This is a genomic window from Hymenobacter taeanensis (assembly GCF_013137895.1).
GTDB lineage: Bacteria > Bacteroidota > Bacteroidia > Cytophagales > Hymenobacteraceae > Hymenobacter > Hymenobacter taeanensis.
The window spans coordinates 3,907,393-3,929,327 of sequence record NZ_CP053538.1 but is presented as its reverse complement, the minus strand read 5'-3'; the positions used below and the strand labels follow the sequence as shown (position 1 = coordinate 3,929,327).

The 21,935-nt window shown below is 55.1% G+C and carries 18 protein-coding genes; 7 read left to right on the top strand and 11 right to left on the bottom strand.

Annotation, left to right across the window (positions count from 1 at the left end; genetic code table 11):
• Positions 1 to 271 precede the first annotated feature (271 nt).
• Positions 272 to 1,381 (bottom strand): glycoside hydrolase family 43 protein, encoded by a 1,110-nt coding sequence (locus tag HMJ29_RS16445; RefSeq protein WP_171592510.1) that lies wholly within the window; start codon positions 1,379 to 1,381, stop codon positions 272 to 274.
• A gap of 109 nt (positions 1,382 to 1,490) precedes the next feature.
• Positions 1,491 to 2,588, bottom strand: a complete 1,098-nt coding sequence (locus tag HMJ29_RS16440; protein WP_171592509.1) for a glycoside hydrolase 5 family protein — start codon at positions 2,586 to 2,588, stop codon at positions 1,491 to 1,493.
• A 558-nt stretch (positions 2,589 to 3,146) separates the two neighbouring features.
• On the opposite strand from HMJ29_RS16440, the gene HMJ29_RS16435 reads away from it, so the two are divergent.
• Both HMJ29_RS16435 and HMJ29_RS16430 read left to right on the top strand, forming a co-directional pair.
• Entirely contained in the window at positions 3,147 to 4,220 is a 1,074-nt protein-coding gene (locus HMJ29_RS16435) for a glycoside hydrolase family 43 protein (protein WP_171592508.1), read from the top strand.
• A 214-nt stretch (positions 4,221 to 4,434) separates the two neighbouring features.
• Positions 4,435 to 5,409, top strand: a complete 975-nt coding sequence (locus tag HMJ29_RS16430; RefSeq protein ID WP_244679131.1) for a LacI family DNA-binding transcriptional regulator — start codon at positions 4,435 to 4,437, stop codon at positions 5,407 to 5,409.
• Between the two features lie 99 nt (positions 5,410 to 5,508).
• Here HMJ29_RS16430 and HMJ29_RS16425 read toward each other — a convergent pair whose 3' ends face one another.
• From HMJ29_RS16425 to xerD, 8 genes are all read right to left on the bottom strand, one after another.
• Positions 5,509 to 6,381 carry a nucleoside phosphorylase gene (locus HMJ29_RS16425; protein ID WP_171592506.1) on the bottom strand — a complete coding sequence of 291 codons (873 nt, stop codon included), beginning with the start codon at positions 6,379 to 6,381 and terminating at the stop codon, positions 5,509 to 5,511.
• A gap of 185 nt (positions 6,382 to 6,566) precedes the next feature.
• Positions 6,567 to 7,520, bottom strand: a complete 954-nt coding sequence (trhO, locus tag HMJ29_RS16420) for an oxygen-dependent tRNA uridine(34) hydroxylase TrhO (protein WP_171592505.1) — start codon at positions 7,518 to 7,520, stop codon at positions 6,567 to 6,569.
• Between the two features lie 92 nt (positions 7,521 to 7,612).
• Entirely contained in the window at positions 7,613 to 8,245 is a 633-nt protein-coding gene (locus tag HMJ29_RS16415) for a NeuD/PglB/VioB family sugar acetyltransferase (protein WP_171592504.1), read from the bottom strand.
• A gap of 84 nt (positions 8,246 to 8,329) precedes the next feature.
• A complete protein-coding gene (locus HMJ29_RS16410) occupies positions 8,330 to 9,556 on the bottom strand; it encodes a hypothetical protein (protein ID WP_171592503.1) in 1,227 nt (408 codons plus the stop codon).
• A gap of 44 nt (positions 9,557 to 9,600) precedes the next feature.
• Positions 9,601 to 10,902 (bottom strand): DUF2851 family protein, encoded by a 1,302-nt coding sequence (locus HMJ29_RS16405; protein ID WP_171592502.1) that lies wholly within the window; start codon positions 10,900 to 10,902, stop codon positions 9,601 to 9,603.
• Between the two features lie 180 nt (positions 10,903 to 11,082).
• Positions 11,083 to 11,727 (bottom strand): outer membrane lipoprotein periplasmic chaperone LolA1, encoded by a 645-nt coding sequence (gene lolA1 / locus HMJ29_RS16400; protein ID WP_171592501.1) that lies wholly within the window; start codon positions 11,725 to 11,727, stop codon positions 11,083 to 11,085.
• Between the two features lie 109 nt (positions 11,728 to 11,836).
• Positions 11,837 to 14,842 carry an FtsK/SpoIIIE family DNA translocase gene (locus HMJ29_RS16395; RefSeq protein ID WP_171592500.1) on the bottom strand — a complete coding sequence of 1,002 codons (3,006 nt, stop codon included), beginning with the start codon at positions 14,840 to 14,842 and terminating at the stop codon, positions 11,837 to 11,839.
• Positions 14,843 to 15,139: 297 nt separating this feature from the next.
• Entirely contained in the window at positions 15,140 to 16,042 is a 903-nt protein-coding gene (gene xerD, locus HMJ29_RS16390) for a site-specific tyrosine recombinase XerD (RefSeq protein WP_171592499.1), read from the bottom strand.
• Between the two features lie 182 nt (positions 16,043 to 16,224).
• Here xerD and aroQ point away from each other — a divergent pair, with 182 nt between their 5' ends.
• The 5 genes from aroQ (at position 16,225) to HMJ29_RS16365 (ending at position 19,987) form a co-directional block, all read left to right on the top strand.
• On the top strand, positions 16,225 to 16,671 hold the full coding sequence (gene aroQ / locus HMJ29_RS16385; protein ID WP_171592498.1) for a type II 3-dehydroquinate dehydratase: 447 nt from the start codon (positions 16,225 to 16,227) through the stop codon (positions 16,669 to 16,671).
• 214 nt (positions 16,672 to 16,885) lie between these two features.
• The gene (locus HMJ29_RS16380) at positions 16,886 to 17,953 is read left to right on the top strand and encodes an aminotransferase class V-fold PLP-dependent enzyme (protein WP_171592497.1); all 1,068 of its coding nucleotides are present in this window, start codon (positions 16,886 to 16,888) and stop codon (positions 17,951 to 17,953) included.
• Between the two features lie 132 nt (positions 17,954 to 18,085).
• Positions 18,086 to 18,646, top strand: coding sequence for a MarC family protein (locus HMJ29_RS16375; RefSeq protein WP_171592496.1), 561 nt, complete (start codon positions 18,086 to 18,088; stop codon positions 18,644 to 18,646).
• 128 nt (positions 18,647 to 18,774) lie between these two features.
• On the top strand, positions 18,775 to 19,242 hold the full coding sequence (rnhA, locus tag HMJ29_RS16370) for a ribonuclease HI (protein ID WP_171592495.1): 468 nt from the start codon (positions 18,775 to 18,777) through the stop codon (positions 19,240 to 19,242).
• 22 nt (positions 19,243 to 19,264) lie between these two features.
• The gene (locus HMJ29_RS16365; protein WP_244679132.1) at positions 19,265 to 19,987 is read left to right on the top strand and encodes a tRNA1(Val) (adenine(37)-N6)-methyltransferase; all 723 of its coding nucleotides are present in this window, start codon (positions 19,265 to 19,267) and stop codon (positions 19,985 to 19,987) included.
• Positions 19,988 to 20,514: 527 nt separating this feature from the next.
• On the opposite strand, the gene HMJ29_RS16360 is transcribed toward HMJ29_RS16365, so the two are convergent.
• Positions 20,515 to 21,900, bottom strand: a complete 1,386-nt coding sequence (locus HMJ29_RS16360) for a saccharopine dehydrogenase C-terminal domain-containing protein (RefSeq protein ID WP_171592494.1) — start codon at positions 21,898 to 21,900, stop codon at positions 20,515 to 20,517.
• Between the last annotated feature and the right edge of the window lie 35 nt (positions 21,901 to 21,935).

The following is a 21,935-nucleotide window of genomic DNA, read 5'->3' as shown; positions in this document are numbered from 1 at the left end:
TCAACAAGAGCCAAGGTCGGCGTAATGTTAACCATGAATTACGCTAATGTCAAGATTATATATAAGATTCTTGTTAACCGATTTTATATCAAAAGCCTGTGCGATAACGCGGCAACCGCGTAGAACGGCATAAAACCTATTCTAAACCACCTGAAGCCATTTTATGTACCGTAAGCTCAAGCGCAAACGTTTGCAACTGCGTAAGGTTACATTACGGGTCACTCTTTCGATTTTATGTCATCTCGCCCGGACATAAAATACCCTACTGCCCTTACTTCTCGCCCGAGGGCCGGGGTAAGGCTACTCCTGGTGCAATAGGCCGGCCAAAATTGGGAGTATCATCATTGTTCCAAGTGAAAGGCTGGGCCCTGGGAGAACGGAAACGGCCACACCCTTGATCAGGCGCATCATTGGCGTGGTACAGGAGCCAGTCCTGGGTGCCGTCCGGTGAGCTGAAGAACGAGTTATGGCCCGGCGCGTATACCCCCGCCGCAGGGTCTTGCTGAAACACTGGCCGCGCCGATTTTGTCCAGGAGCCCGGCAGCAGCAGGTCACTGTCAACAGGAGCGGTGAGCATACCCAGGGCGTAAAAGTCGGTCCAGCAGCCGCTGGCGGAGTAAATGAGCACTATCTTATTGCCGTGGCGTAGTACTTGGGGGCCCTCGTTTACATCTACGTGGGGTGGGTTCACGGCATCGTGCAGGTCGCCGTTTCGCTCCCAGGCGTACACCGGGGTTGATACCTTTAGCCGCTCACCCGCAATGGTCCAGGGATTTTTCAGGCGGGCCAGATAAATATCCTGGCGGCCATTGGCATCTCCCTCCCACCCCGACCAGACGAAGTACAACTGGCCTTTGTTTTCGAACACAGAGCCGTCAATAGCCCATTTGTTTGAGGCGTCGCGGAGCTGCCCTTTATCTACCCAAGTTCCTTGCAAAGGGTTGGGCGAGCTGTTCTCCAATACCCACAGGCGGTGGTCTTCGTTCTTGCCACCATCGGCCGCATAATACAGATACCATTTCCCATTTAGCCAGTGCAACTCCGGGGCCCAGATGTGTTGGGAGTTGGGCCCGGTTGCCGGGGGTGTCCAGACTACCCGGTGCTCAGCAGTACGTAACTGACTGAGCGAGGTAGTCTTCCAGAGGGTGATGTTAGCGCCGGTAGTATGGGTGTAGTAGTAATACCCGTCGTGGTAAATGCTCCACGGATCGGCACCGGAGGGCAACAGCGGATTCGTGAAGGTAGTGGCGGCGGCGGTGCTTTGTTGCTGTGCGTGGCCTAGAGTGCTCGTCAGAAGTCCAATGCTCAGCGCAAGGTGTTGCAGCACACGCAGCAGCAAAGCCCGCCTGCTCACGAAGTTACTAGGTGATGTCTTCCGCATACTGGCAATTGAGAGTGAGTATAATGCGTGGCCACAACTGGCCTACGGTGCCCGGCTACGTACATTACCTCCTACAAGGTCCTATTCCTGATCTGGGGGCGTAGGCCACCTATTTACCATTGAGGCTACGAATCAGAGTGGCCTCGTCTTCACGGTAGGGGCGGCCATCTTTCCGAAATACCTCATGGAACCACTCCACCGGCTCACTTCCATCGGGGAGCGGGGTTTCCCATTGGTATTTAGTGTTCGTTTTGCCATCCACCAGGCCCCAGTTGATGGCCCCTACATGGCGCTTTTTGAGCAGCGGCATAATGGTAGCAAAACGGCTGTTGCGCGTCCGCGCCATGTACTCCGTGCAGATAAGGGGGCGACCGTGGGTCTCGAGAAGATCAATTATGCGCTGGTGGGTGCTGGTTTCGTCGTAGCAATGATAGGTCACGATATCAGAGTGCAGCGCCTGGTACGTATTCAAGGCAGTAAAATCCCAGTTCCATAGGCCTATGCTAAGCGGCTGCGTTGGGTTCACCTCCCGGGCCCAGGCAAACACATTGCGCACCAGGGGCAGCGAGCTGTTGAGCTTTCCACTGTTGCCGGGCTCATTGTATAAGTCCCAGAGCAGTATGCGCTTGTCGGTGCTAAAGGTGCGTAGTACATCCTGCACGTATGGCTTGAGGGCTATAAAGGCCGCTGAGTCGCGGGAGATGGGCTCGCCGGGGTCCTGCACCCAGCCAGAGTTGTGAATTCCGGGCTTGGGGGCCGGCTGAACGCCCGCCTTGGGTTCCTTGTTCCAGCAGTCATCGAAGAACACGAACATCGTCTGAATATGATGTTTATCGGCTATGCCTAAATAGGTGTTCATTCGGTCTTTAAACCCCTTGGGGTCCTGTTTCCAGGCCAGGCTGTGCAGAAACACGCGCATGGTGTTAAACCCTATGCCCTCCGCGTAGCCTAATTCCTTATCAATAGTGGTGGGATCAAACGTGCTGGCCTGCCACATTTCCAACTGGTTGATTGCCGTGCTGGGCGTGAAGTTGGCCCCCGAAATCCAGGGGTGCCCGGCGTACCACTCCTGCGCCTTGTCAATCGACCATCGGCGGCTGTCTGCTGCTATTCCTGCGGGTGCGCCTTTAATTTTGACCTTGGTTTTTTGCGCGTACGTGCCGTGCGAAACCAGTAAAACCAGTAGATAGAGCAGGACTTTTTTCATCGAGGTGGGTCTTGGAATGATGGAAGTATAACGGCTCCGGTTAGATAGATAGAAGTTACAGCAACTGCATGCTGGTTTGTCTACCACTTAGCCTACCTGCCTGGAGCCATACTCCAGAGCATTGCTTGGGTTATTGGCTCCACGCAAACGATTGTATGCTCAATACTTAACCCTAGCGGTTTGCATTAGATAAGTAATTTCCGAGCTGAAATTCTATTCAGGGCTTACAGTGCTCCTGTTTACTGATTTCATGGTTTAGCTAGTACCTTAAGTAGAGCCCAAAGGAGGTATGTAGACGTTGCAAGCTAAGTTTATGTTATAATTTATGCAAACGTTTGCATTTTTCTACTCATCTTAGCTTCTCTGAGTGCTGTCCTTTTGTGCTACTCCTTACATAAGCAGTACTACTGCGCCCAACTTATCTGCCTAGCATCACTTTGCTCCTACTCGTTGCGCGCCAGCTTCCGCACGCACTATCTCTGTAACAGCGTCCAAGAATGAGCTGTAAGCACAGAAGCATCTTTGCTCTTTACCTCTCCCATCAAGCTTTTTACCCGTATGCCCTCTCGTCGTCATTTTCTGCAGCAAGCTACTGCGGGCCTAGCTTCCCTGGCAATCCTACACCAAGCGGCGGCCCGGGCCTCTGCTCGCACTTACACCAATCCTGTATACGCTGGCCAGTTCCCCGACCCCTTCGTGCTGCGCCATCAGGGCCGTTATTACGCCTTTGGCACCACGGGCCAGGGCCGCACCCCCGACGGGCGGATTTTCACCTTGCTTACCTCCACCAACTTAGTTGACTGGAAAAATGCAGGCGGCGCGCTCACCCCACCCGCCGGAGCTGCCGGAGCCGACTTCTGGGCGCCTGAGGTCATTTACCATAATGGCACGTTTTACATGTACTACTCCATGGGGGGCGGGGCTATTGGCGCGAGCGTAGGCCACCGTTTGCACGTGGCCACCAGCAAAACCCCCGAGGGTCCCTACCAGCAGGTGGCCTTGCTGGATGTGCCAGACAGCAAGTTCACCATTGATGCCCACCCCTACCGCGACTCTGATGGACAGTGGTACCTGTTCTATGCCCGCGACTTCATTGATACCAACAATGGGTACCGCCCCGGCACTGGCCTGGTAGTTGACCGCCTCGTGAACATGACCAGCCTGGCCGGTGAGAGTAAAACCGTTATGCGGGCCCGCCACGACTGGACGGTGTTTGAGAAAAACCGCACCATGCCCCTCTATGACAACCAAACGTTTAAGGAGTGGCACACCCTGGAAGGCCCCTTTATGCGCAAGCACAACGGCAAATACTACTGCTTCTACAGCGGCGCAAACTTCCTCACCCCGCGCTACGGCGTTGATTATTGCGTGGCCGAAACTATTATGGGCCCCTACTCTGATGCGGGAGCCGAAAAGGGCCCACGCGTACTTCATGCCGTAGAGGGCCATGTACGCGGCCCCGGCCACCACTCCCACGTGCTTAGCCCCGATGGCAAAACGGAATACCTGGTGTACCATGCCTGGGATAAAGGCATGAAGGAACGGCAGCTCTGTATTGATAAGCTCGCCTGGACGACGCAGGGCCCCCGTTGCCAGGGCCCCACCTACACGCCCCAACCGCTTCCGAGCTAGAGCCCGTTGCGGGGCTTTGCCAGTTACGTATTCTGGAAGTACAAAGGTTGAAGCCCATAATACTTCAAACCTAACTCAGCTGTATTATTGCATTGCTTTGCGTGAAATTTGCGCAGTTGTTTGCATTGATTTTTGCTTATCCTTTTAATAGTCACGCCCCTTGGCCCGCGCAAAAGCCTCCATTACTGACCTTGCCAAACAGCTTAGTATCTCAGTGTCTACGGTTTCGCGGGCTCTGAGCGACCACCCAAGCATTAGTGACTCTACCAAGAAAAGGGTCTGGAAGCTGGCCAAGGAACTTCACTACCAGCCCAACCATATGGCGGCGGGGTTACGCAAGGGTCGTAGCAATCTGCTGGGCGTAATGGTCCCCCACATTGATGGGCACTTCTTCACGATGGTGGTGAAAGGCATTGAGATGGTAGCCAGCAAAGCGGGCTTCAACGTCATGATTTGCCAATCAAATGAAGATGTGGCCCATGAGCGCAAAAACATTGAGTCGTTGTTAAGCGCGCAGGTAGAAGGTATTTTAGTATCACTGGCTCGTAACACTCTTGACTTTAAGCACTTTGAGAAAGTCCAGAAGCAGGAGATTCCGCTGGTTTTCTTTGACCGGGTGTTGGATGGCCTCGATGTGAATGCCGTAGTGATTGATGACCGCGCGGGAGGCTACCAGGCCACCAAACATCTGATAATGCAAGGTTGCCGCCGTATTGCGCATTTCACCGGGCCCCAACACCTTAACATTTACAAAAACCGGCGCCAAGGCTATATTGATGCCCTGCTGGAACAAGGATTGCCCGTAGAGGAGGAACTGCTGTATGTCTGTGATATGACCTTGGAAGATGGCGTAACGGGCATGCAGCGCATGTTAGCTCTCCCACAACGGCCTGACGCTGTTTTCTCAGCCAGTGATTTTTCTGTTGTAGGGGCCATGCAGGAACTCAAGCGCCACCACTTACGGGTACCCCAGGATATGGCTCTGGCAGGCTTTAGCAACGAAACATTTACTTCCCTGACCGAGCCTATGCTCACTTCCGTAGATCAGCGCTGCGAGCAGATGGGACAGTCGGCGGTGCGACTTCTGCTGGAAATTCTGCGGGAGAGCAACACAAACTTTTCTCCCCGTCGAGTAGTGCTGCAGCCCGATTTGCTGGTTCGAGCTTCTTCAACGCTAAAAAAGAAATAGCCATACAAAGAAGCCCCCGGCCGGTCTGTTATCAGACCAGTCGGGGGCTTCTTTATGCCAAAATAAAGGCAAGTGTGGCCTAGCGCCACCTAGCGTGGGCTATACCCGGTCCAGCGTTTTGGCAATTAAATCATTAATCACGGCCTCTGAATTGGTAGCGAATTCACCAGACGCGCGGTTGGCTACAATAGCATTCAAAGACACTACCTCGTGGCCTAGCATGCGGCCCAGCGCGTAGTAGCCCGCGGTTTCCATCTCAAAGTTGGTGAGGCGGAACTCGCCCTCGGCGCTCTGATGGCGGAACTGCTGGAACTGCTGGATGAGAGTGGGCAGGCGCAGATCAAGACGCAGCACGCGGCCCTGAGGCCCGTAGAAACCGGGGCAGGTAAGCGTGTTGCCGGGTATCATGCCAGCCCCCAGCTGCTCACGGAGCAAATCAGAGCCGCGCACGCAGTACGGGCGGTAATCAAGCTGTAGGCTCTGCTGAATTTCGCGCGCTACTTCTACTTCCAGGCCTGTCTCCACGAGTGGGTAAAACTGCATCAGCGAGTCGAGACCCACGGCGTGTTCCGTCACTAAGTGAGAACCTACCGGAATATCGGCCTGCAATGCGCCGCTAGTGCCCACCCGGATAATGCGCAGGTTGATGCGCTCCTCAAGTGGCCTAGCCTCGCGCGTAACAAAATCGATATTCACCAACGCATCAAGCTCATTGAGCAGAATGTCAATATTATCGGTGCCCATACCCGTGCTGATAACCGTCAGGCGTTTGCCGCGGTAGTACCCCACGTGCGTAACAAATTCGCGCTTTTGGATTACGGTTTCAATTGAGTCGAAGTGCTGGCTCACCGACGGCACCCGGTCTGGGTCACCCACCGTGATGATGGTGTCCGAGATATGATCGGGCAGCAGGTTCAGGTGGTAAATGCTGCCGTCTTTATTCAGGATCAGTTCGGAGTCAGGGATGGCCATAGAAAAGGAGATTTTTGGAAAGGAAGGTGCAATGGTACGGAAAAACGAATTGGGGGGTGGCCTAGAAACCACCATCCTGCCGAGGGGGAAGAAAACGCACTATTACCAGCGCCAGACCTTATCTGAGACGCAGGCAACAGTTGCTTCTTCCTTCGGCAGGATGATACGGTTTAGGACCTGGGAGGTTAGCGGGCCGGTGCCCGGTATGATAACAGCCCCTGCTCAGGGTTGTAGTTGTTGCTGAGTTTAGGATACGTGCCGGTGCCATCGTAGGGGCGCTTATCGGGGTGCTCCTGGCAAATGGCAGAACAGGCCCCATCTAGCTGCTCAGCACAGGATTCGCACAGGGGTACGTGCGCGTTGCAGTGCGGGTTGGCACAGTTCACCATCCGGTCGGAGGGCGTGTGGCAATGATGGCAATTGCTGATGACGGTGGGGTTAACGCTGTTTACGTCAACGGCCACGCGGCCATCAAACACATAGCACTTGCCGTCAAAGTCTTCGCCGCCAGCTTCCAGGCCATATTTAATGATGCCCCCATGCAGCTGGTACACGTTCTCAAACCCTTGATCGAGCAGAAAAGCGCTGGCCTTCTCGCACTTAATACCGCCGGTGCAATACGTGAGAATCTTTTTGCCCTTGTACTGCTCCAGCTCCTCAACTTTCTCAGGAAACTCCCGGAAGTTTTCAATGTCAAGCGTAACAGCATTCTTGAAGCGCCCCAGCTGGTGCTCATAGTCGGAGCGGACATCAAGCACCACCACATCTTCCTGATCTTTCAGGTCCCGAAACTCCTCCGGCGACAGATGAATGCCGGTACGCTCGTAGGGCCTGATGTGAGGCAGGCCTACGTGCACAATTTCCGGCTTCACACGCACGTGCAGCTTCTGGAAAGTATGGGCCGGGGCCTCCTCCACTTTAAACTCCAGTGCCGCAAAGCGCGGATCAGCCTTCACAATGCGCATGTACTCCTCACAGTCAACCCGGCGGCCCGATACCGTGCCGTTTAGCCCCTCAGAGGCCACAATAATGCGCCCCAGCAGGTTTAGGCTCAAACACAGCCGGTGGTGCTCCTCCCGAAATTGCTCGGGGTTCTCGATGGGCGTGTAGCAATAGTACAGCAGAACGAGGTAGTCCATCTTATTCAATAGAAGTGAGTTATCAGACCTTAGAACTAAGAATAGTTTGTACTGTATCTCAGTTCTGAGCACTGTCTTCTAAGTTCTCGAGTTTATACTTTTTGGGCAGGGTTACCGAAAACAGTTTGGTTTGCGGGTACATCGGCCACCACTACTGAGCCAGCGCCTACGCGGGCCTTGGCGCCAATTTTAACGCCGGCCACAATTACAGCTCCGGCCCCAATGAAGGCCAGCTCTCCCACCGTAACCTCGGCATTGAGAATAGCACCGGCACCCAGTTGAGCAAAGTCACCGAGTTCAGCCTTCACGTCTACCACGGCGTTGGCCCCTACAATGCACCCGTCGCCGAGCTTGGCCGTACCAGCCACCACGGCGTTTGGGCCAATGAGGTTACCATGCCCCAGCCACGCGTGCTTTGATACGCTGGCTCGCTCATGAATGGCATTTACCGGGGCCACTTCGTACTCCTCGCGCAGCATATTGGTGAGACTGCGGCGGCTGGCCGTGTCCTCGGTAGCTACAAAAACTTCACACTTCTTGCCCAATAGCTTGAGCAGTTCCTTATCATCGGTATTGCCCATTACGGGCACATCATTCAGCTCAGTATTCTGCAGCTTGGCATCATCATCGAGCAGGCAGTAGATAACTACGTCGTTGCTCTGAAAGGCATCTAGTGCGGCCGTACCAACGGCTTGCGCACCCAGAATGATTACGGGGTTTTCCATAGAATCGAAAAACGGCCCCAAGCAGGCCGACAGTTTATTTCAAAAGGCAAAGATACGGGTTGCCGAATGGTTGTGCCCTATTGCTTACACATTGCCGGGCTCCAGGCGGCGCTGCAGGCGAGCTACGTAGCTGTTCTGCAAAACCACCAACAACAGATAAGGCAAAAAAGATACCCGGTAGCGACTCAAGGTGCCTAAGTTGGGAGTGGTAAGGCCTAAAAGTGCCGCCAGTAATACGCAATACACCAGTAAGGATAGTACCACGGCAAACGGCAGCAGTCCGCGCTGCCGCTCCGTTAGGCTGGCTACTGCCACAAGTAGCAGCACAAGCAGCAGAATATTTTCGAGGCCAGCAATTACGTACAGAAAGCCGCCCCCCTCCCACGGCCGCGGGTACGTAAGCACATTAGCCACGGCCCTGGGGGCATTCTGCAGTACGCTCTCCGTGGTGGGGGCCAGCGTAGGATACTCCAGATGAGGCCGGTTGCGGGAAGACCGTAACAGCTCGGAGTAGTTGCGCTGGAGCTGGCTTGTGAACTTGTTCAGGCGGAAGGCCGGGCTTACTTCACTCGCGGCCCAAGCCCCGCCCGCCAGTAGACTTACCAACAGCACCACTTGAGTTAGCCTGTGCCGGGCACCTCCTAGCTGCTGCATTGTTCTAATGAGGCATAAGCCACTAAGCACCCCCAGCAGCGCGGCCGCTGAAAAAAAGCGCATTTTAAAATGTAGTAGCGCCACCACAGCCAGCACAAGGAGTAAGCGGGGGGTGCTGCTGGTTTTGCCGTAGCACAGTTGCAGCACGCTGGCTACTACCAAGGCACCACTCCCCACCAGCAGGCTCTCTTTGGTCAAGCCAGACGTCCAGTACACGATGGTAGGCCACAGCAGGAAGCCCCCAACCGCGCCCCGTGCCACCGTAGTTGACCAGAGGTGGCGCAGCATTCTCACTAGCTCCCAGCTGCCCCAAAAGCTGAATAACGACAGGTAGCACGAGTTTAACCATACATTTCCGCCCGATGCCAGATTGAGCACCGAAATTACCTTCATGATGAAAAAGGTGTTGGAGAACCCGTGGAACACCAGGTGCCACGTGCCAAAATGAAATTCATCCTGGGTAAGCATGTGAAGCCAGGCGGTAGGCTGCTGCCACAGCTGATCGGTCATGCGCTGTGCCCACACCAAGAAGTAACGCGAGTCGCCGCTCAGCAGCACTACCGACAACGCAGTGGCAACTCCCTTCAGAACCAACGTTGGTATTAGCCAGTCGCCCAGCTGCGGAATTCGGCGTAGGCGTACCAGCCAGTACCTCATCACCCACAGTAAGGCTCCATTCAGCACTATAGCCAACAGGATTTTCAACGAGATACTAGGTTTGGTTGAACAAGGCGGCTGCCGATAGTGCAGTGCAAGCAACGCCGGGGCGTGCAATAGCCGCGGTGCAACGCCAGCAAAGCCTGCGAATCGGCGGCCGTACGGTGCTGAAAGCCCAGAGAATCATACAACTCGGTGATATGGTTTTGCTCGGCGGGCAGCTGTTCCAGCAAAGCTACGGTGGCTTCCACTAAATCGGTGTTGCCCACGTGGCGGGCGTAGGCCACCCGCAGCGGCACTACCACATTGGTAATAAGCAAGTGCATACTACTGCGGCCTAATGCGGGCACTTTGCCCGGCTTGCCCGGCCGGTAGTGGCTTCGCCAGTACTCCGGCACCGAAACCGTAAAAAAGTGCTCTAACGCAGGCACATCAGCGGCCGATAATAAAGCATCGAAAAGCGAAGGTCGCGCATGCAACAGGCCTACCAGTTGCGCCAGTCGCACCGTAGGGAAGTTAGCCGGCCGGAGGCGCAGGAAATTCCAGTCGTGGAGAGCTAGGCCAGTACCGACCAGGTTGTACTTGTGCTGCAGAAACGCAAACTCCTGCTGCAGGTCTCGGATATACAGGTCATGGGCAGTATCGGGGTGCTCTGCCAGGAAACCGGCCTGCCCAAACATAAGAGCAGTTAGTTGCCGCAGATCATGGCGGTGCCGCCGCAGAATGCCTAAGGGCAGCACTTTGGCCAAACGACTTAAAGGCTCAGTATTTTTCTTAAAGCCAAATGCTGCGGCCAGGGCATGCCAGGCCGTGGCTTCCCAGTCTTGCCCCAAGCCCTCGTACAATACCGCCAGGGCATCCGCTTTCTGCTCTACTCGCTCTAACAGGGCGCGGTCTAACATGAGGGTGCGGGTAAGCTCTGATACCTGGCCTAGCAGCGGGGCACAGGGCAGCGGGTGGCCGTTGGGCTGGTCCAGCAGGCGCTCATAAGAGGCCAGCAATCCTGCGGGCAACCGAGACCCTAATGCCAGCACGGGTATTACGCTGCCATCGGTGCGGTACACGGGCTTGTCGGCAGTGTGCACCACGTGCAGAATTACTTGGTCGTACTTGGGGTCTTGCTGGTGCAGGTGCCGATACCAGTCAGAGGCCTTCAAGTGGATTTCTACGGAGCCGTTCCACTCTACCTCCCCTAGCTGCAGGCGCGCATTCGGGAAATCGGGGCCCGCATCAGTGTGCCGAAAGCCTGGGCGCAGAATGGTGAGCGGCTGCCCATCATCGGTCGCTAAATCGGTTCTATCAAAATACTGGTGTTGCCAGACATAGTGTAGAAAATCCTCTTTCATAGTAATTCAGTATCAGCTACAGCTCGTCAACAGATAGCCAGAGTAAATATAATCCTAATTAGCACCCTTCAGCAACGAATGTATTGCCTGCTTGCCAATATGCGCGCTGGAAGCGTCCAAAAACAAACAGCCCGCTCCTGCTGACTGCAGGAGCGGGCTGTGTAAAGAGGCAGGAGTGGCCTAGCGCAGGTCAATCACCTTTACCCCTTTGTATTTCGATTTGTCGAAGTTGAAGGTAGTAGCATCAACCGGAGGATTTGGCTGAAACTTGCTGATCTTATAGGTGTAGCGGTTGCCGTTCTTTTTGAACATCTGCCAGCTTTTCACCGATTTATCTGCTTTGCTAACCTTCAAACGCACCTTAAACACGGGGTTCGACCGATCTTCCGGCGACAACTCAATTATGTCGACGGCTTCTCCACCCTCTTTGCCTTCCTCTACATAGGCATACTTGTAGCCTTTCTTGTACAGAGTATAGATCTGGGAGGGTGAAATCTCCTGGTCTTCGGGGTCATAATCCGAGATGTTCACCTCGTTTTCGGCCTTCATGTAGGTCCACATGGTTTGGCCGTTGTTGATTACCTCCTGGCCGCTCATCTTCAGGCGAAACTTCTGGCCGCTCACCGTAATGTCGCCGCTCAGATTTTCCTTCACCTTAGCGGCGTCATTCTCCAGAGTTTGGGTAAATGAGGCCCTGAAAGCCTTCATAGCCTGGTATTTCGCACTCATCTGGTCGAGGATCTTACCGGCTTTAGGATCTTGTTGCGCCGAAGCAGCCGTCGAGACCGACACCGATAAAGCGAGCAGAGCGAGATATTTTTTCATTTCTTAAAAAAGAGGTGTGTTGGAGTAGTACGCGTTAAGACATAAAGAGGGACGCAAAGTTTAAACAATCGAATCCCGAATAAAGTCCCATGTAATGCAGTACTACGGACTATTTTGGTAGAGTATTCAACAACTGTTCCAAACTATACTCATCCGGAATTAAAACCTCTCGTGCCTTGCTGCCTTCGAAGGGCCCAACAATACCGGCGTGCTCCAGCTGGTCGATGAGGCGACCGGCGCGGTTGTAGCCCAGCTTCAGGCGGCGCTGCAGCAGAGAGGTGCTGCCCTGCTGGTGCGTAACAATAACCCGGGCCGCTTCCTCGAACATCGAATCGCGCTGAGCGGGGTCCATGTCCTCCATGTCGCCGTTGCCGCTGCCGCTTTCCCCTACTACTTCGGGCAAGTGATAGGCATCGGGGTAGCCCTGCTGCTCACCAATGTAGTCGCAGAGGTGGTCAACTTCGGGCGTATCAATGAAGGCGCACTGCACCCGAATCATATCGGAGCCCTGGGAGATAAGCATGTCACCCTGACCAACCAGCTGATCGGCACCGCCGGCATCAAGAATAGTCCGGGAGTCAATCTTTGAGGTCACCTTGAAGGAAATCCGGCAGGGGAAGTTGGCCTTGATGATACCGGTAATAACGTTTACCGAAGGGCGCTGGGTGGCCACAATCAGGTGAATACCAATAGCCCGGGCCAGCTGGGCCAACCGGGCAATAGGAGTTTCCACTTCTTTGCCGGCCGTCATCATCAGGTCAGCCAACTCGTCAATCACCAGTACAATAAAGGGCATGTAGCGGTGGCCTTTCTTGGGGTTGAGGCGGCGCTCCACAAACTTGCGGTTGTACTCTTTTAGGTTGCGGCAGCCAGCGTCTTTCAGCAGGTCGTAGCGCCGGTCCATTTCCATGCACAACGAGTTGAGCGTGTTTACCACCTTCTTTGTGTCGGTGATAATCGGCTCATCAGTATCGGGCAGCTTGGCTAGGAAGTGGCGCTCAATCTTATTGAAGATGCTCAGTTCTACCTTTTTGGGGTCAACCAGCACAAACTTTAGCTGCGACGGGTGGCGCTTGTATAACAGCGAGGCCAAAATCACGTTTAGGCCCACCGACTTACCCTGGCCCGTTGCCCCCGCCATAAGCAAGTGCGGCATCTTGGCCAGGTCTACTACAAACACCTCGTTGGTGATGGTGCGCCCAAAGGCAATAGGCAGGTCCATTTCGCTGTTGATGAACTTCTCGGTGTTGAATACCGAGCGGATGCTCACCATTTCCTTCTTGGCATTTGGCACTTCAATACCAATAGTGCCCTTGCCCGGAATGGGAGCAATGATACGGATACCCAGGGCTGCGAGGCTCAGGGCAATATCATCTTCAAGGCTCTTGATCTTGGAGATACGCACGCCAGCGTCGGGCACAATCTCATAGAGCGTAACCGTGGGGCCAATGGTGGCCTTAATGCTGGCGATGTTGATACCGTAGTGGCCTAGCGTTTCTACAATGCGGTCTTTGTTGGCTTCCAGCTCCTCTTTGGTCACCTGCGCTTTGGCCACTCCGTAGTCGTTGAGCAGTTCCAGGGTGGGGTACTGATAACGCGGCAGATCCAGCGTGGGGTCGTAGTCGCCGGCGGGCATTACCTCCGCATCCTCTTCCTCCTCGGCAATTACGGCCATGTCGGCCCCCGCTGAGGGGTCTAGCTCATGGGAAGTAGCATCTTCTACTTCAAACGACAACCCACTGGTGATTGATGAAACCGGCGTGGCCGCTACCGGAGCGGGTGCGGGTACAGGCAATGACGCGTTGTCATCAGCCAGGTCGGCCAATGATAGCGGCGTGGGGATGCTGGAGCTTACGGGAGTTACAGCCGGAGCATCGGCCACGGGTGCCTCAAACGAGAAGCTTGGGCCCGCCACCGCGGGAGCTGCCGCCCCAACAGCACTAGCCGCCGCTGAAGCAACCGTTAGGGGCAGCGCAGTGGCGCCAGATGAGGTAGCTAGGCCACCGGCAGCTACTGTAGCTGCGGCGGCAGCCGCTGGAGCAGCTACGCTAAAGGACGGCCCAGATGGCACAACCGGGCCAGTGCGTACTGGCTCCGGCTGATAGTCTTCTTCCTCCTCATCGTAATCATCAAAGCTGGAAGGGGCAGGTATGAGTGGGGCTGCTGCCAGCGGCCCCACTCTTTTCAGTGTAATACCCAAGGAATCCTCTTCTTTCTCCTCCTCAGGCTCGTTGGCAGCAGCATACGCTGCCCGGTTACCTGCTGGCTCGGGCCGGCTGAAAGGATTGTCACTGATGCCTTCATCTTCGTCCACCTCTTCTCCACTCCGGCGGATGGTGAGGTTGAGCGTAGTTACATTGAAGAAGAATACCACGAAGGAAATCAGTACAAAGGCCAGCAGCAGTACCGTACCCCACCCAATCAGGCTATCAAGCCAGAGGGCGGTTTCGTAGCCTATGCCCCCGCACAGGAAATCAAGGCGGTGTGCCAGGGTGGGGTCGGCATCGGGTGCCTGAATGGTCAGAACCACGTAGCCCAGCAACACGCTCAGCCACAGCATCGTGAACAGGCACAGGCTCAGCACATAGCTAATTGATAGGCCCGCGCGGCGGAACACAATTTTATAGCCCAGGAAAAACACAATGGGCACCACTGCAAACGCCGCTACCCCAAAGCCTTTGTAAATAAGAGCCTGGGCAAACACCGCACCTACCAGGCCTAGCCAGTTGCCCGTTTCCTGGCCAGCATCTTTCACGGGTGTGCTCCCCAAGGTTTCCACCACGCTCTGATCGGCATGTCCCGTGAACAGGAACGACAGGAAGGCAATGGTCAGGTAGATGGAGGACAGTAGGAAGAAGAAGCCGAGGAAAAGCTGGAAACGCCGGTCGCGCAGGAAGCCGAACACGCCACCCAACCGAATGGAGGGCATCTTCAGGGGCTTGCGAGGCGCTTTGGGCGCAGTAGTGCCTTTCGGCTCGTTGCGGCGGGTTTCGCGCGCAGGTTCAGCGGCAGCCGGCCGCGACTGATTACGCGTAGGGCGCGCTTCAGTCGGCCGGGGCTCGTTGCCGCGGCTCGGGGCCGCGTTGGGTTGTTGCTTGTAGGTATTTTTAGCCATTCTAACGCACCAAAGCACCAAATCTAGGCAATTGCATTGAGTTATAGGCAGCCCACACTCTGACTATCTGAGTTCCTGTTGACTATAATAAGAATATAATTCTGTCTATGAATTGCGCAGTTGCGCTGGGTATTCACTCCTCCCCTGCTCCTGCTGTTTGCGCAAACACCACATACCACACCTACTAGGCCAGTACCTTAGCCGGGAAGTGTATAGCAGTCCTTCATGGTGCTAGCAGAAGCTAGCGGCAGCCAAACGAGGCATATGCTGTAGCAGTTCCAGGCCATTCACGGTGCTCTAGCTGCGCGGGTGAAACTCCGTAATCACCTGCCGCAGATAGTCGCGGTCGAGGTGGGTGTAGATTTCAGTGGTGGTAATGCTTTCGTGGCCCAGCATCTCCTGCACGGCGCGCAAGTCGGCGCCGCCCTCAATGAGGTGCGTGGCAAAGCTATGCCGGAAGGTATGCGGACTAATGCTCTTGCGCACGCCGGCTTTATCGGCGGTTGCCTTGATGATGTTGAACACCATCACGCGGGAAAGCTTACTGCCGCGCTTGTTCAGGAACACAACATCCTCGTTGCCGGGCTTGATGTCGAGATGGGCCCGGATGCCCTGTAAGTAGAACCCCAGGTGTTTTAGCGCATCGCGCCCAATGGGCACCAAACGCTCTTTGTTGCCCTTGCCGGTTACGCGCACAAAGCCCTGGTCGGCGTACAGGTTAGATAGACGCAGGTCGGTGAGTTCACTTACGCGCAGGCCAGAGCTATAGAGCACCTCCAGGATAGCCCGGTTGCGGGTCCCTTCGGGCGTACTCATGTCAATAGCCTCCAGCAGCTGCTCAATCTCGGGGTAGCTGAGCGTGTCGGGGAGCTTGCGGCCGGTTTTGGGGGCCTCCAGTGTATCAGTGGGGTCAAGGGCCAGCATATCCTCCATAATCAGGAAGCTGTAAAAGGCCTTAATTCCGGACAGCGTCCGGGCCTGGGAGGTAGCGGTCATGCCCAGTCCCCCCAGCCAGGTCAGGAAGTCGCGCAGGATGCGGGTAGTAACCTGCTGGGGCGAAGCCGGGAGCTTCTCCAGCTCTAGGTATTGCTGCAGCTTGCTCACATCGCGCACGTAGGCCTCCACGGAGTTGCCCGAAAGGGACTTTTCCAGTTGGAGGTACCCTTCAAACTGTTTGATGGCAACGGACCAGGTAGACATGGTGTGGGGTTTTGGGAACTTAGGATCTTGGGTGAGTAAAGGTACGGGGCAATAGTCGCCGCGCCTGCCCTTGTCAGGCGCGGCGACTATTGATCAAATCAGCCATCCTATTACGTGCCACAATCAACGTTACCTTTACCCACCTAAGCCCTTAAGCCTCTAACACCCTCAGCCCCTATACCATGCAAATCCTTCTGCTCAATGGCCCTAACCTCAACTTGCTTGGCCGGCGCGAGCCTGGCATCTACGGTACCCGCTCCTTCGACGACTTCTTGCCGGAGCTACAGGAGGCCTTCCCGCAGTTTGAGCTGGTTTACTTCCAGAGCAACCACGAGGGCGAACTGCTTGACAAGCTGCATGAAGTAGGGTTCACATACCATGGCATTGTGTTCAATGCCGGCGGCTACACGCACACCAGCGTGGCCCTTGCCGACGCCATTGCAGCTATTGCCGCTCCCGTGGTGGAGGTGCACTTGAGCAACCTGCACGCCCGCGAGGAGTTCCGCCAAAAAAGCCTCATCGGCCGCAACTGCGTCGGTAGCATCAGCGGTTTCAAGCTCGACAGCTACCGCTTAGCGCTGCACTACTTCGATGGCCTCCGCCCTAAGCGCGTGGGCTTCAAGATCTAGGCCAGTAGAGCGCCATTAGGTACCACAAAAAATTCTGATCTTTTGACGAAGCCGTGCTCGGCGTACGTTTAAGCACCTTGGCTTACCCGCGTTTGGCGGCCGCTGGCTGTTTTGTATTTAAGGGTTGAGCAGCCGCGCGCCGGGAGTATTTCTCCTGCACGCTGTTTTTCTGTTTCTACCTTTGTGTTTCCCGTTCCCTAGCTGTTTCTTCTATATGTATACATTCAATCCCGGCCCGTCGCAGGTATACCCTCAGGTGCGCCAATACCTTCAGGATGCCTTCGACGAAGGCTGGCTATCGGCGCAGCACCGCGGTGAGCGGTTTGTGCAGCTCATGCGCCAGACAGTAGCTGAGTTGAAAAACAAGCTTAATATTCCTCAGGACTACACCGTGTTCTTTATGAGCTCGGCCACGGAATGCTGGGAAGTATTAGCTCAAAGCCTGACGCCCAACAAGAGCCTGCACCTCTACAGCGGAGCTTTCGGAGAAAAATGGTTCGACTACGCCAAGGCCCTGCGTCCCAATAGCACAGGCATTAAGTTTGGCCTCGATGAAGTTCCCAACGCCAACAACCTGCCCGGCTTGGATGAGGAAACGGATTTGGTGTGCATCACGCAGAATGAGACCAGCAACGCCACCCAGCTCCGCGACGGTGTAATTCTGAACCTGTATAACCGCCTGCCCGGTAATACGCTGCTGGCCGTTGACGCTACCTCGTCCTTGGGGGGGGTTCAGCTGAAATATATCAAGGCTGATATCTGGTACGCCTCGGTGCAGAAGTGCTTTGGGCAGCCCGCTGGCCTCTCTATCATGCTCCTGTCGCCGCGGGCGGTAGAGCGCTTCCGTAAGATCAATGAGCGCAGCCACTACAACTCGCTCACGGCCCAGTACGAGAAGATGCTCAACTTCCAGACCACCCATACGCCCAACGTGCTGGGAATCTACTTGCTGAGCCGCACCCTTCACGACCGCCCAGGCATTAAAGTAACGCATCAGCACCTGCAGGATCGGGCAAGCAAGCTCTACGATTACTTTGACCAGGCTACCCAGCTTACGCCCATGGTGCAAACTCCCGAAACCCGCTCTACCACGGTAATTGGCCTGCAGGGTCCTGCCCCGTTAATCGACGAGGTAAAGCGCCGTGCCCTGGCGCAGGGCCTGCAGCTTGGGAGTGGCTACGGCAACTGGAAACCTACCAGCTTGCGCATTGCCAACTTTCCCGCCATTCCTGATGCGGCTTTTGAACAACTGGTACAGTTCTTCGCCAAGGAATTTGCTTAATCGGTGAGTGAGTGATTTAGTGAAACCGAGAGTTTGCCGAGTTACAGGTCTAGGCCACACTACTCGAGTATTTCGTGCTGATGGCACGTTAAACTCACCATTCCACTAAGTCGCTTACTCCCCACTCCGCCTATGTTCAGCCTCAAAGAAATAGCTTCTGTTACGCTCACGCTCTTCGCCGTAATTGATATTCTGGGCTCCATCCCAATCATCATCCAGATTCGGCAGCGTGAGGGCAAAATTCACTCAGAGAAGGCCACGCTGGTAGCGGGCGTTCTGATGGTGGTGTTTCTGTTTCTGGGCCAAAGCATCCTTTCCTTATTCGGCGTTGACTTTCAGTCGTTCGCGCTGGCCGGCGCGGTTATCATTTTCCTTATTGGCATGGAGATGATTCTGGGGATTGAGCTGTTTCGGCACAACCCGTTGGCGGCGTCGGGCTCCATTGTGCCGCTGGCGTTTCCGCTGATTGTGGGCGCCGGCACCATGACTACGCTCCTGTCGTTGCGGGCAGCTTATCAGTTGCCTAATGTGCTGGCCGGCGTGCTTGTGAACCTGCTCTTTGTGTATCTGGTGCTGAAAAGTAGCGCCTGGATTGAGCGGAAGCTGGGCAAAGCCGGCGAAGACATTCTGCGCCGGGTATTTGGCGTGATTCTCCTGGCCATTGCCATCAAGCTCTTCAAATCGAATTTCTAAATGAAAGGTTGATTGCTAGTAGTTAATGATTGCTGGTCAATGCACGTCACCTCGACAACCATCAGCCATCAGCCATCAGCCATCAGCCATCAACAACCATCATACCCTCTAAACAAGTAATACCCAGTTTGATTTACTTATTCACCGATGGCTCCTCACGGGGCAACCCGGGGCCGGGCGGCTACGGCGCAATCCTGCGCTTTGGTCAGCACGAGAAAGAACTAACCCAGGGCTTCCGCCTCACCACCAATAACCGCATGGAGTTGCTGGCCGTGATTATAGGCCTAGAGTCTATCACGCGCCCCGAGCTGCCCATTACCGTTGTGACCGACTCGAAGTACGTGGTAGACGCCGTGGAAAAGAAATGGGTATTTGGCTGGATGAACAAGCCCGATTTTGGTAAAAAGGCGAACGAAGACCTTTGGCGCCGTTTTGTGAAAGTGTACCGTCAGCGCAACGTGCAGTTCCGCTGGGTACGCGGCCACAACGGCCACCCCGAAAATGAACGCTGCGACCAGCTGGCGGTGCGCAGCGCAGTGCACGGCCCCCTGCTAATTGATGAAGGCTACGAATTGCTGGAGGCCAAACGCGCCTAGGCCACTGCATAGCTGATTTGGCGTGGCAAACTCCTATTTCCAGTTCAAGCAATTCAAGGTAGAGCAAGGCGCGTGCGCCATGAAGGTGAGCACCGATGCCTGCGTACTTGGCGCAGTGGCTGACCTGGTCGCGGCGCAACGGATTCTGGATATTGGCACGGGCACTGGCCTACTGGCACTTATGGCAGCGCAGCGCAACCCTACGGCTCACATTGAGGCCGTAGAACTTGATGCAGCAGCTGCTACCCAAGCGGCAGCAAACTTTCGTGCCAGCCCCTGGAGCAACCGGCTTACGGTGCATGCAGCTTCGCTAGGCCAGTTTGCGGCCACTCAGCCCCAGGTTTTTGACCATATCATCTGCAACCCGCCTTTCTTCCGGCACTCGCTCCGCTCGCCTGATGCGCAGCGCACCACGGCCCGCCATACCGCCCCCGATTCCCTTACTTTTCAGGAGCTGGCCGAGTTTGCAGCTCAGTTCCTTGATCCGCTAGGCCACCTCACGGTGCTGCTTCCACCTCCTGAAATGCAGCATTTTGAGCGGGATGCTTCGCGGGCTGGCCTCTACCTAAGCTCCCGGCTGGTAATTCGCCATAGACCCGACAGTAAGCCTTTGCGCTATATTACTGCCTTTGCTAAGCAGGCATCTGCTACAAATACTCAGGAGCTCAGTTTACATGAAGCCGCTTCAGAAACATATTCAGAGGCTTTTAAGCAGCTCCTGGCTCCTTTTTACTTAGCGCTCTAGACATCTCGCTCGGCTTGTGCTCCAGTGGCACTAGTGAGACTTAGAGGGATAGGTCGCTATTCACAACCCTACTCATCTGCACAAGTCCGGTGGGCAGGAAGGGGTAAGCCGGTCGTAAGGGCGTGTTTACTTGCTATAAGCTCGCCCTGCTGCACTTTCTAGAACTCAATACATTATACAAAGTAAGAGCCACACCTTTGAGGGGTGTGGCTCTAGTGCAATAGGTGTTTAGAACGGATTTAAATTTCCAGCGAAGAAAGAAAAAGTAAGTCGGTTGAGCTAACGTATATCAAACTAAGGTAACTACATATAAAAGTACACCTTTCTTGTGTAGTTGCTTCCTCAAAATGAGAAAACACAGGATTTTATTCTCAAAAAGAATTTTGGTTGATATACCTGCCAGATCATTATGCCACCCCAGTGCACAGCATTTAAGATAAGCAGATAGGTAGTACCCCCTAGTTATTGTTGCGGTATAGGTGTCTGCTGCTAGCTTGGTAGTGAGCCACTTCTCTTTTCAGGGCATCCTATGCACCCGCCTTGCTTACAACAGTGCGTTTAGCCTGAATTGCCTTTTCCTCTTCGAACCGGATGTTGAAGTCTTCCGCCAGCTCCGCTAATATCGGAGTGTATAGGCTGGCCTGGGTAGGAATTACTACTCCTCGCTGCTGAACTTCACCCCGCGCCAGGCGGCGCACGGCCATGCCCAGGGGCAGACCTACAGTTTTGGCCATAGCCGTATGCGTGCTGTCGTCGCCGAGTACAACGAGCGAAGATGTGTGAACATAATATTCACCCTCAAGCTCATACTCGAACAGATGCTGCATCACAATCATATCCCGGTCGGTGGGCTCAAGCCGCCACTTGCGGGTGAGCAGATGCTCCAGCAGCTGGGCCGGGGTGGCATTAGCTAGGCCTACGGGCTCATCAGTAAATAAGCCGAGCCAGTGCAGGCGCTGCATATCTGCTGAATTTTGCGCCAGGCCCAGGTGCTTGGCCACCAACTCAGGCACTGACTCTTGTGCGGTAGGTGCCGTGGGCAGATAGGCGCTCATAAGTTCTTTCCAGCTCATCTCGGCGGGGTTGCCTAAGGGTCCAGAATCATCGGTAAGGCCCAGTTTGACCAGAGCGCTCCAGCCCCCGCAATACCCCGGCTGCCGTAGCGTACCCCGTAGAATGGTAGGAATATCTTCTAGGCCATACGGAGCGCGGTAGCTCAATGAATCACGGTTCGCATACCCCTCAAACAGTCCGTACCCCGGCACCGCAATCTGCTCGGTCTGCACAAACAGCTGCTGATACGGGATAAAGCGCAAATGCCCGTTTTGCTTGAACTTGGCAGTACCCTGCCCAGCCAGCACCACGTTGCGCGGGTTCCAGGTAAACTTGTATTTCCAGGGGTTCTCACCCTCTGAGTCGGGAGCCAGCAGCCCCCCACAGTATGATTTGAAGCTTTTAATATGGCCGCCTTGGGCGCGCACTTCGTCAATAACCTGCATAGCCGACATATGGTCGAGCCCGGGGTCGAGGCCACATTCCATGAGTAGCGTTATTCCAGCCTGCTGCGCATCAAGGTCTAGCTCCCGAATAGGCTCACTCACATAGCTGGCAGTAGCCAAATGGCGCTTATACTGCACGCAGGCCCGAGCAACCAAGGGATGAAAGAGCGCTGGCAACATAGAAATTACCAGGTCTGCCTCTTGTACCAGTTCCTCCAGCCGAGCCTCATTCTGAATGTCAAAGGCTACGGCACGGGCGTATTGAGCATGCGCCGCTAATACTGGCGCTATGTGGGCGGGGTTCACATCTGCTACGGTCAGTTGCCAGTTTTCCTGGGGCGCGTAGTGCAGCAGGTAGTTTATAAGAGAAGAGGCCGAACGCCCGGCCCCAAGCAATAACATACGATATGACATGGGCAGCTGTGGGTGGGATGATGCCTACGAAACCA

Coding starts and splice junctions, on each gene's coding strand:
- lolA1 (WP_171592501.1), bottom strand. CDS start 11,727: ATGAAAAAATATCTCGCTCTGCTCGCTTTATCGGTGTCGGTCTCGACG.
- HMJ29_RS16440 (WP_171592509.1), bottom strand. CDS start 2,588: ATGAAAAAAGTCCTGCTCTATCTACTGGTTTTACTGGTTTCGCACGGC.
- HMJ29_RS16415 (WP_171592504.1), bottom strand. CDS start 8,245: ATGGAAAACCCCGTAATCATTCTGGGTGCGCAAGCCGTTGGTACGGCC.
- HMJ29_RS16435 (WP_171592508.1), top strand. CDS start 3,147: ATGCCCTCTCGTCGTCATTTTCTGCAGCAAGCTACTGCGGGCCTAGCT.
- HMJ29_RS16395 (WP_171592500.1), bottom strand. CDS start 14,842: ATGGCTAAAAATACCTACAAGCAACAACCCAACGCGGCCCCGAGCCGC.
- HMJ29_RS16380 (WP_171592497.1), top strand. CDS start 16,886: ATGTATACATTCAATCCCGGCCCGTCGCAGGTATACCCTCAGGTGCGC.
- HMJ29_RS16405 (WP_171592502.1), bottom strand. CDS start 10,902: ATGAAAGAGGATTTTCTACACTATGTCTGGCAACACCAGTATTTTGAT.
- HMJ29_RS16410 (WP_171592503.1), bottom strand. CDS start 9,556: ATGAGGTACTGGCTGGTACGCCTACGCCGAATTCCGCAGCTGGGCGAC.
- xerD (WP_171592499.1), bottom strand. CDS start 16,042: ATGTCTACCTGGTCCGTTGCCATCAAACAGTTTGAAGGGTACCTCCAA.
- aroQ (WP_171592498.1), top strand. CDS start 16,225: ATGCAAATCCTTCTGCTCAATGGCCCTAACCTCAACTTGCTTGGCCGG.
- HMJ29_RS16375 (WP_171592496.1), top strand. CDS start 18,086: ATGTTCAGCCTCAAAGAAATAGCTTCTGTTACGCTCACGCTCTTCGCC.
- HMJ29_RS16425 (WP_171592506.1), bottom strand. CDS start 6,381: ATGGCCATCCCTGACTCCGAACTGATCCTGAATAAAGACGGCAGCATT.
- HMJ29_RS16360 (WP_171592494.1), bottom strand. CDS start 21,900: ATGTCATATCGTATGTTATTGCTTGGGGCCGGGCGTTCGGCCTCTTCT.
- trhO (WP_171592505.1), bottom strand. CDS start 7,520: ATGGACTACCTCGTTCTGCTGTACTATTGCTACACGCCCATCGAGAAC.
- HMJ29_RS16445 (WP_171592510.1), bottom strand. CDS start 1,381: ATGCGGAAGACATCACCTAGTAACTTCGTGAGCAGGCGGGCTTTGCTG.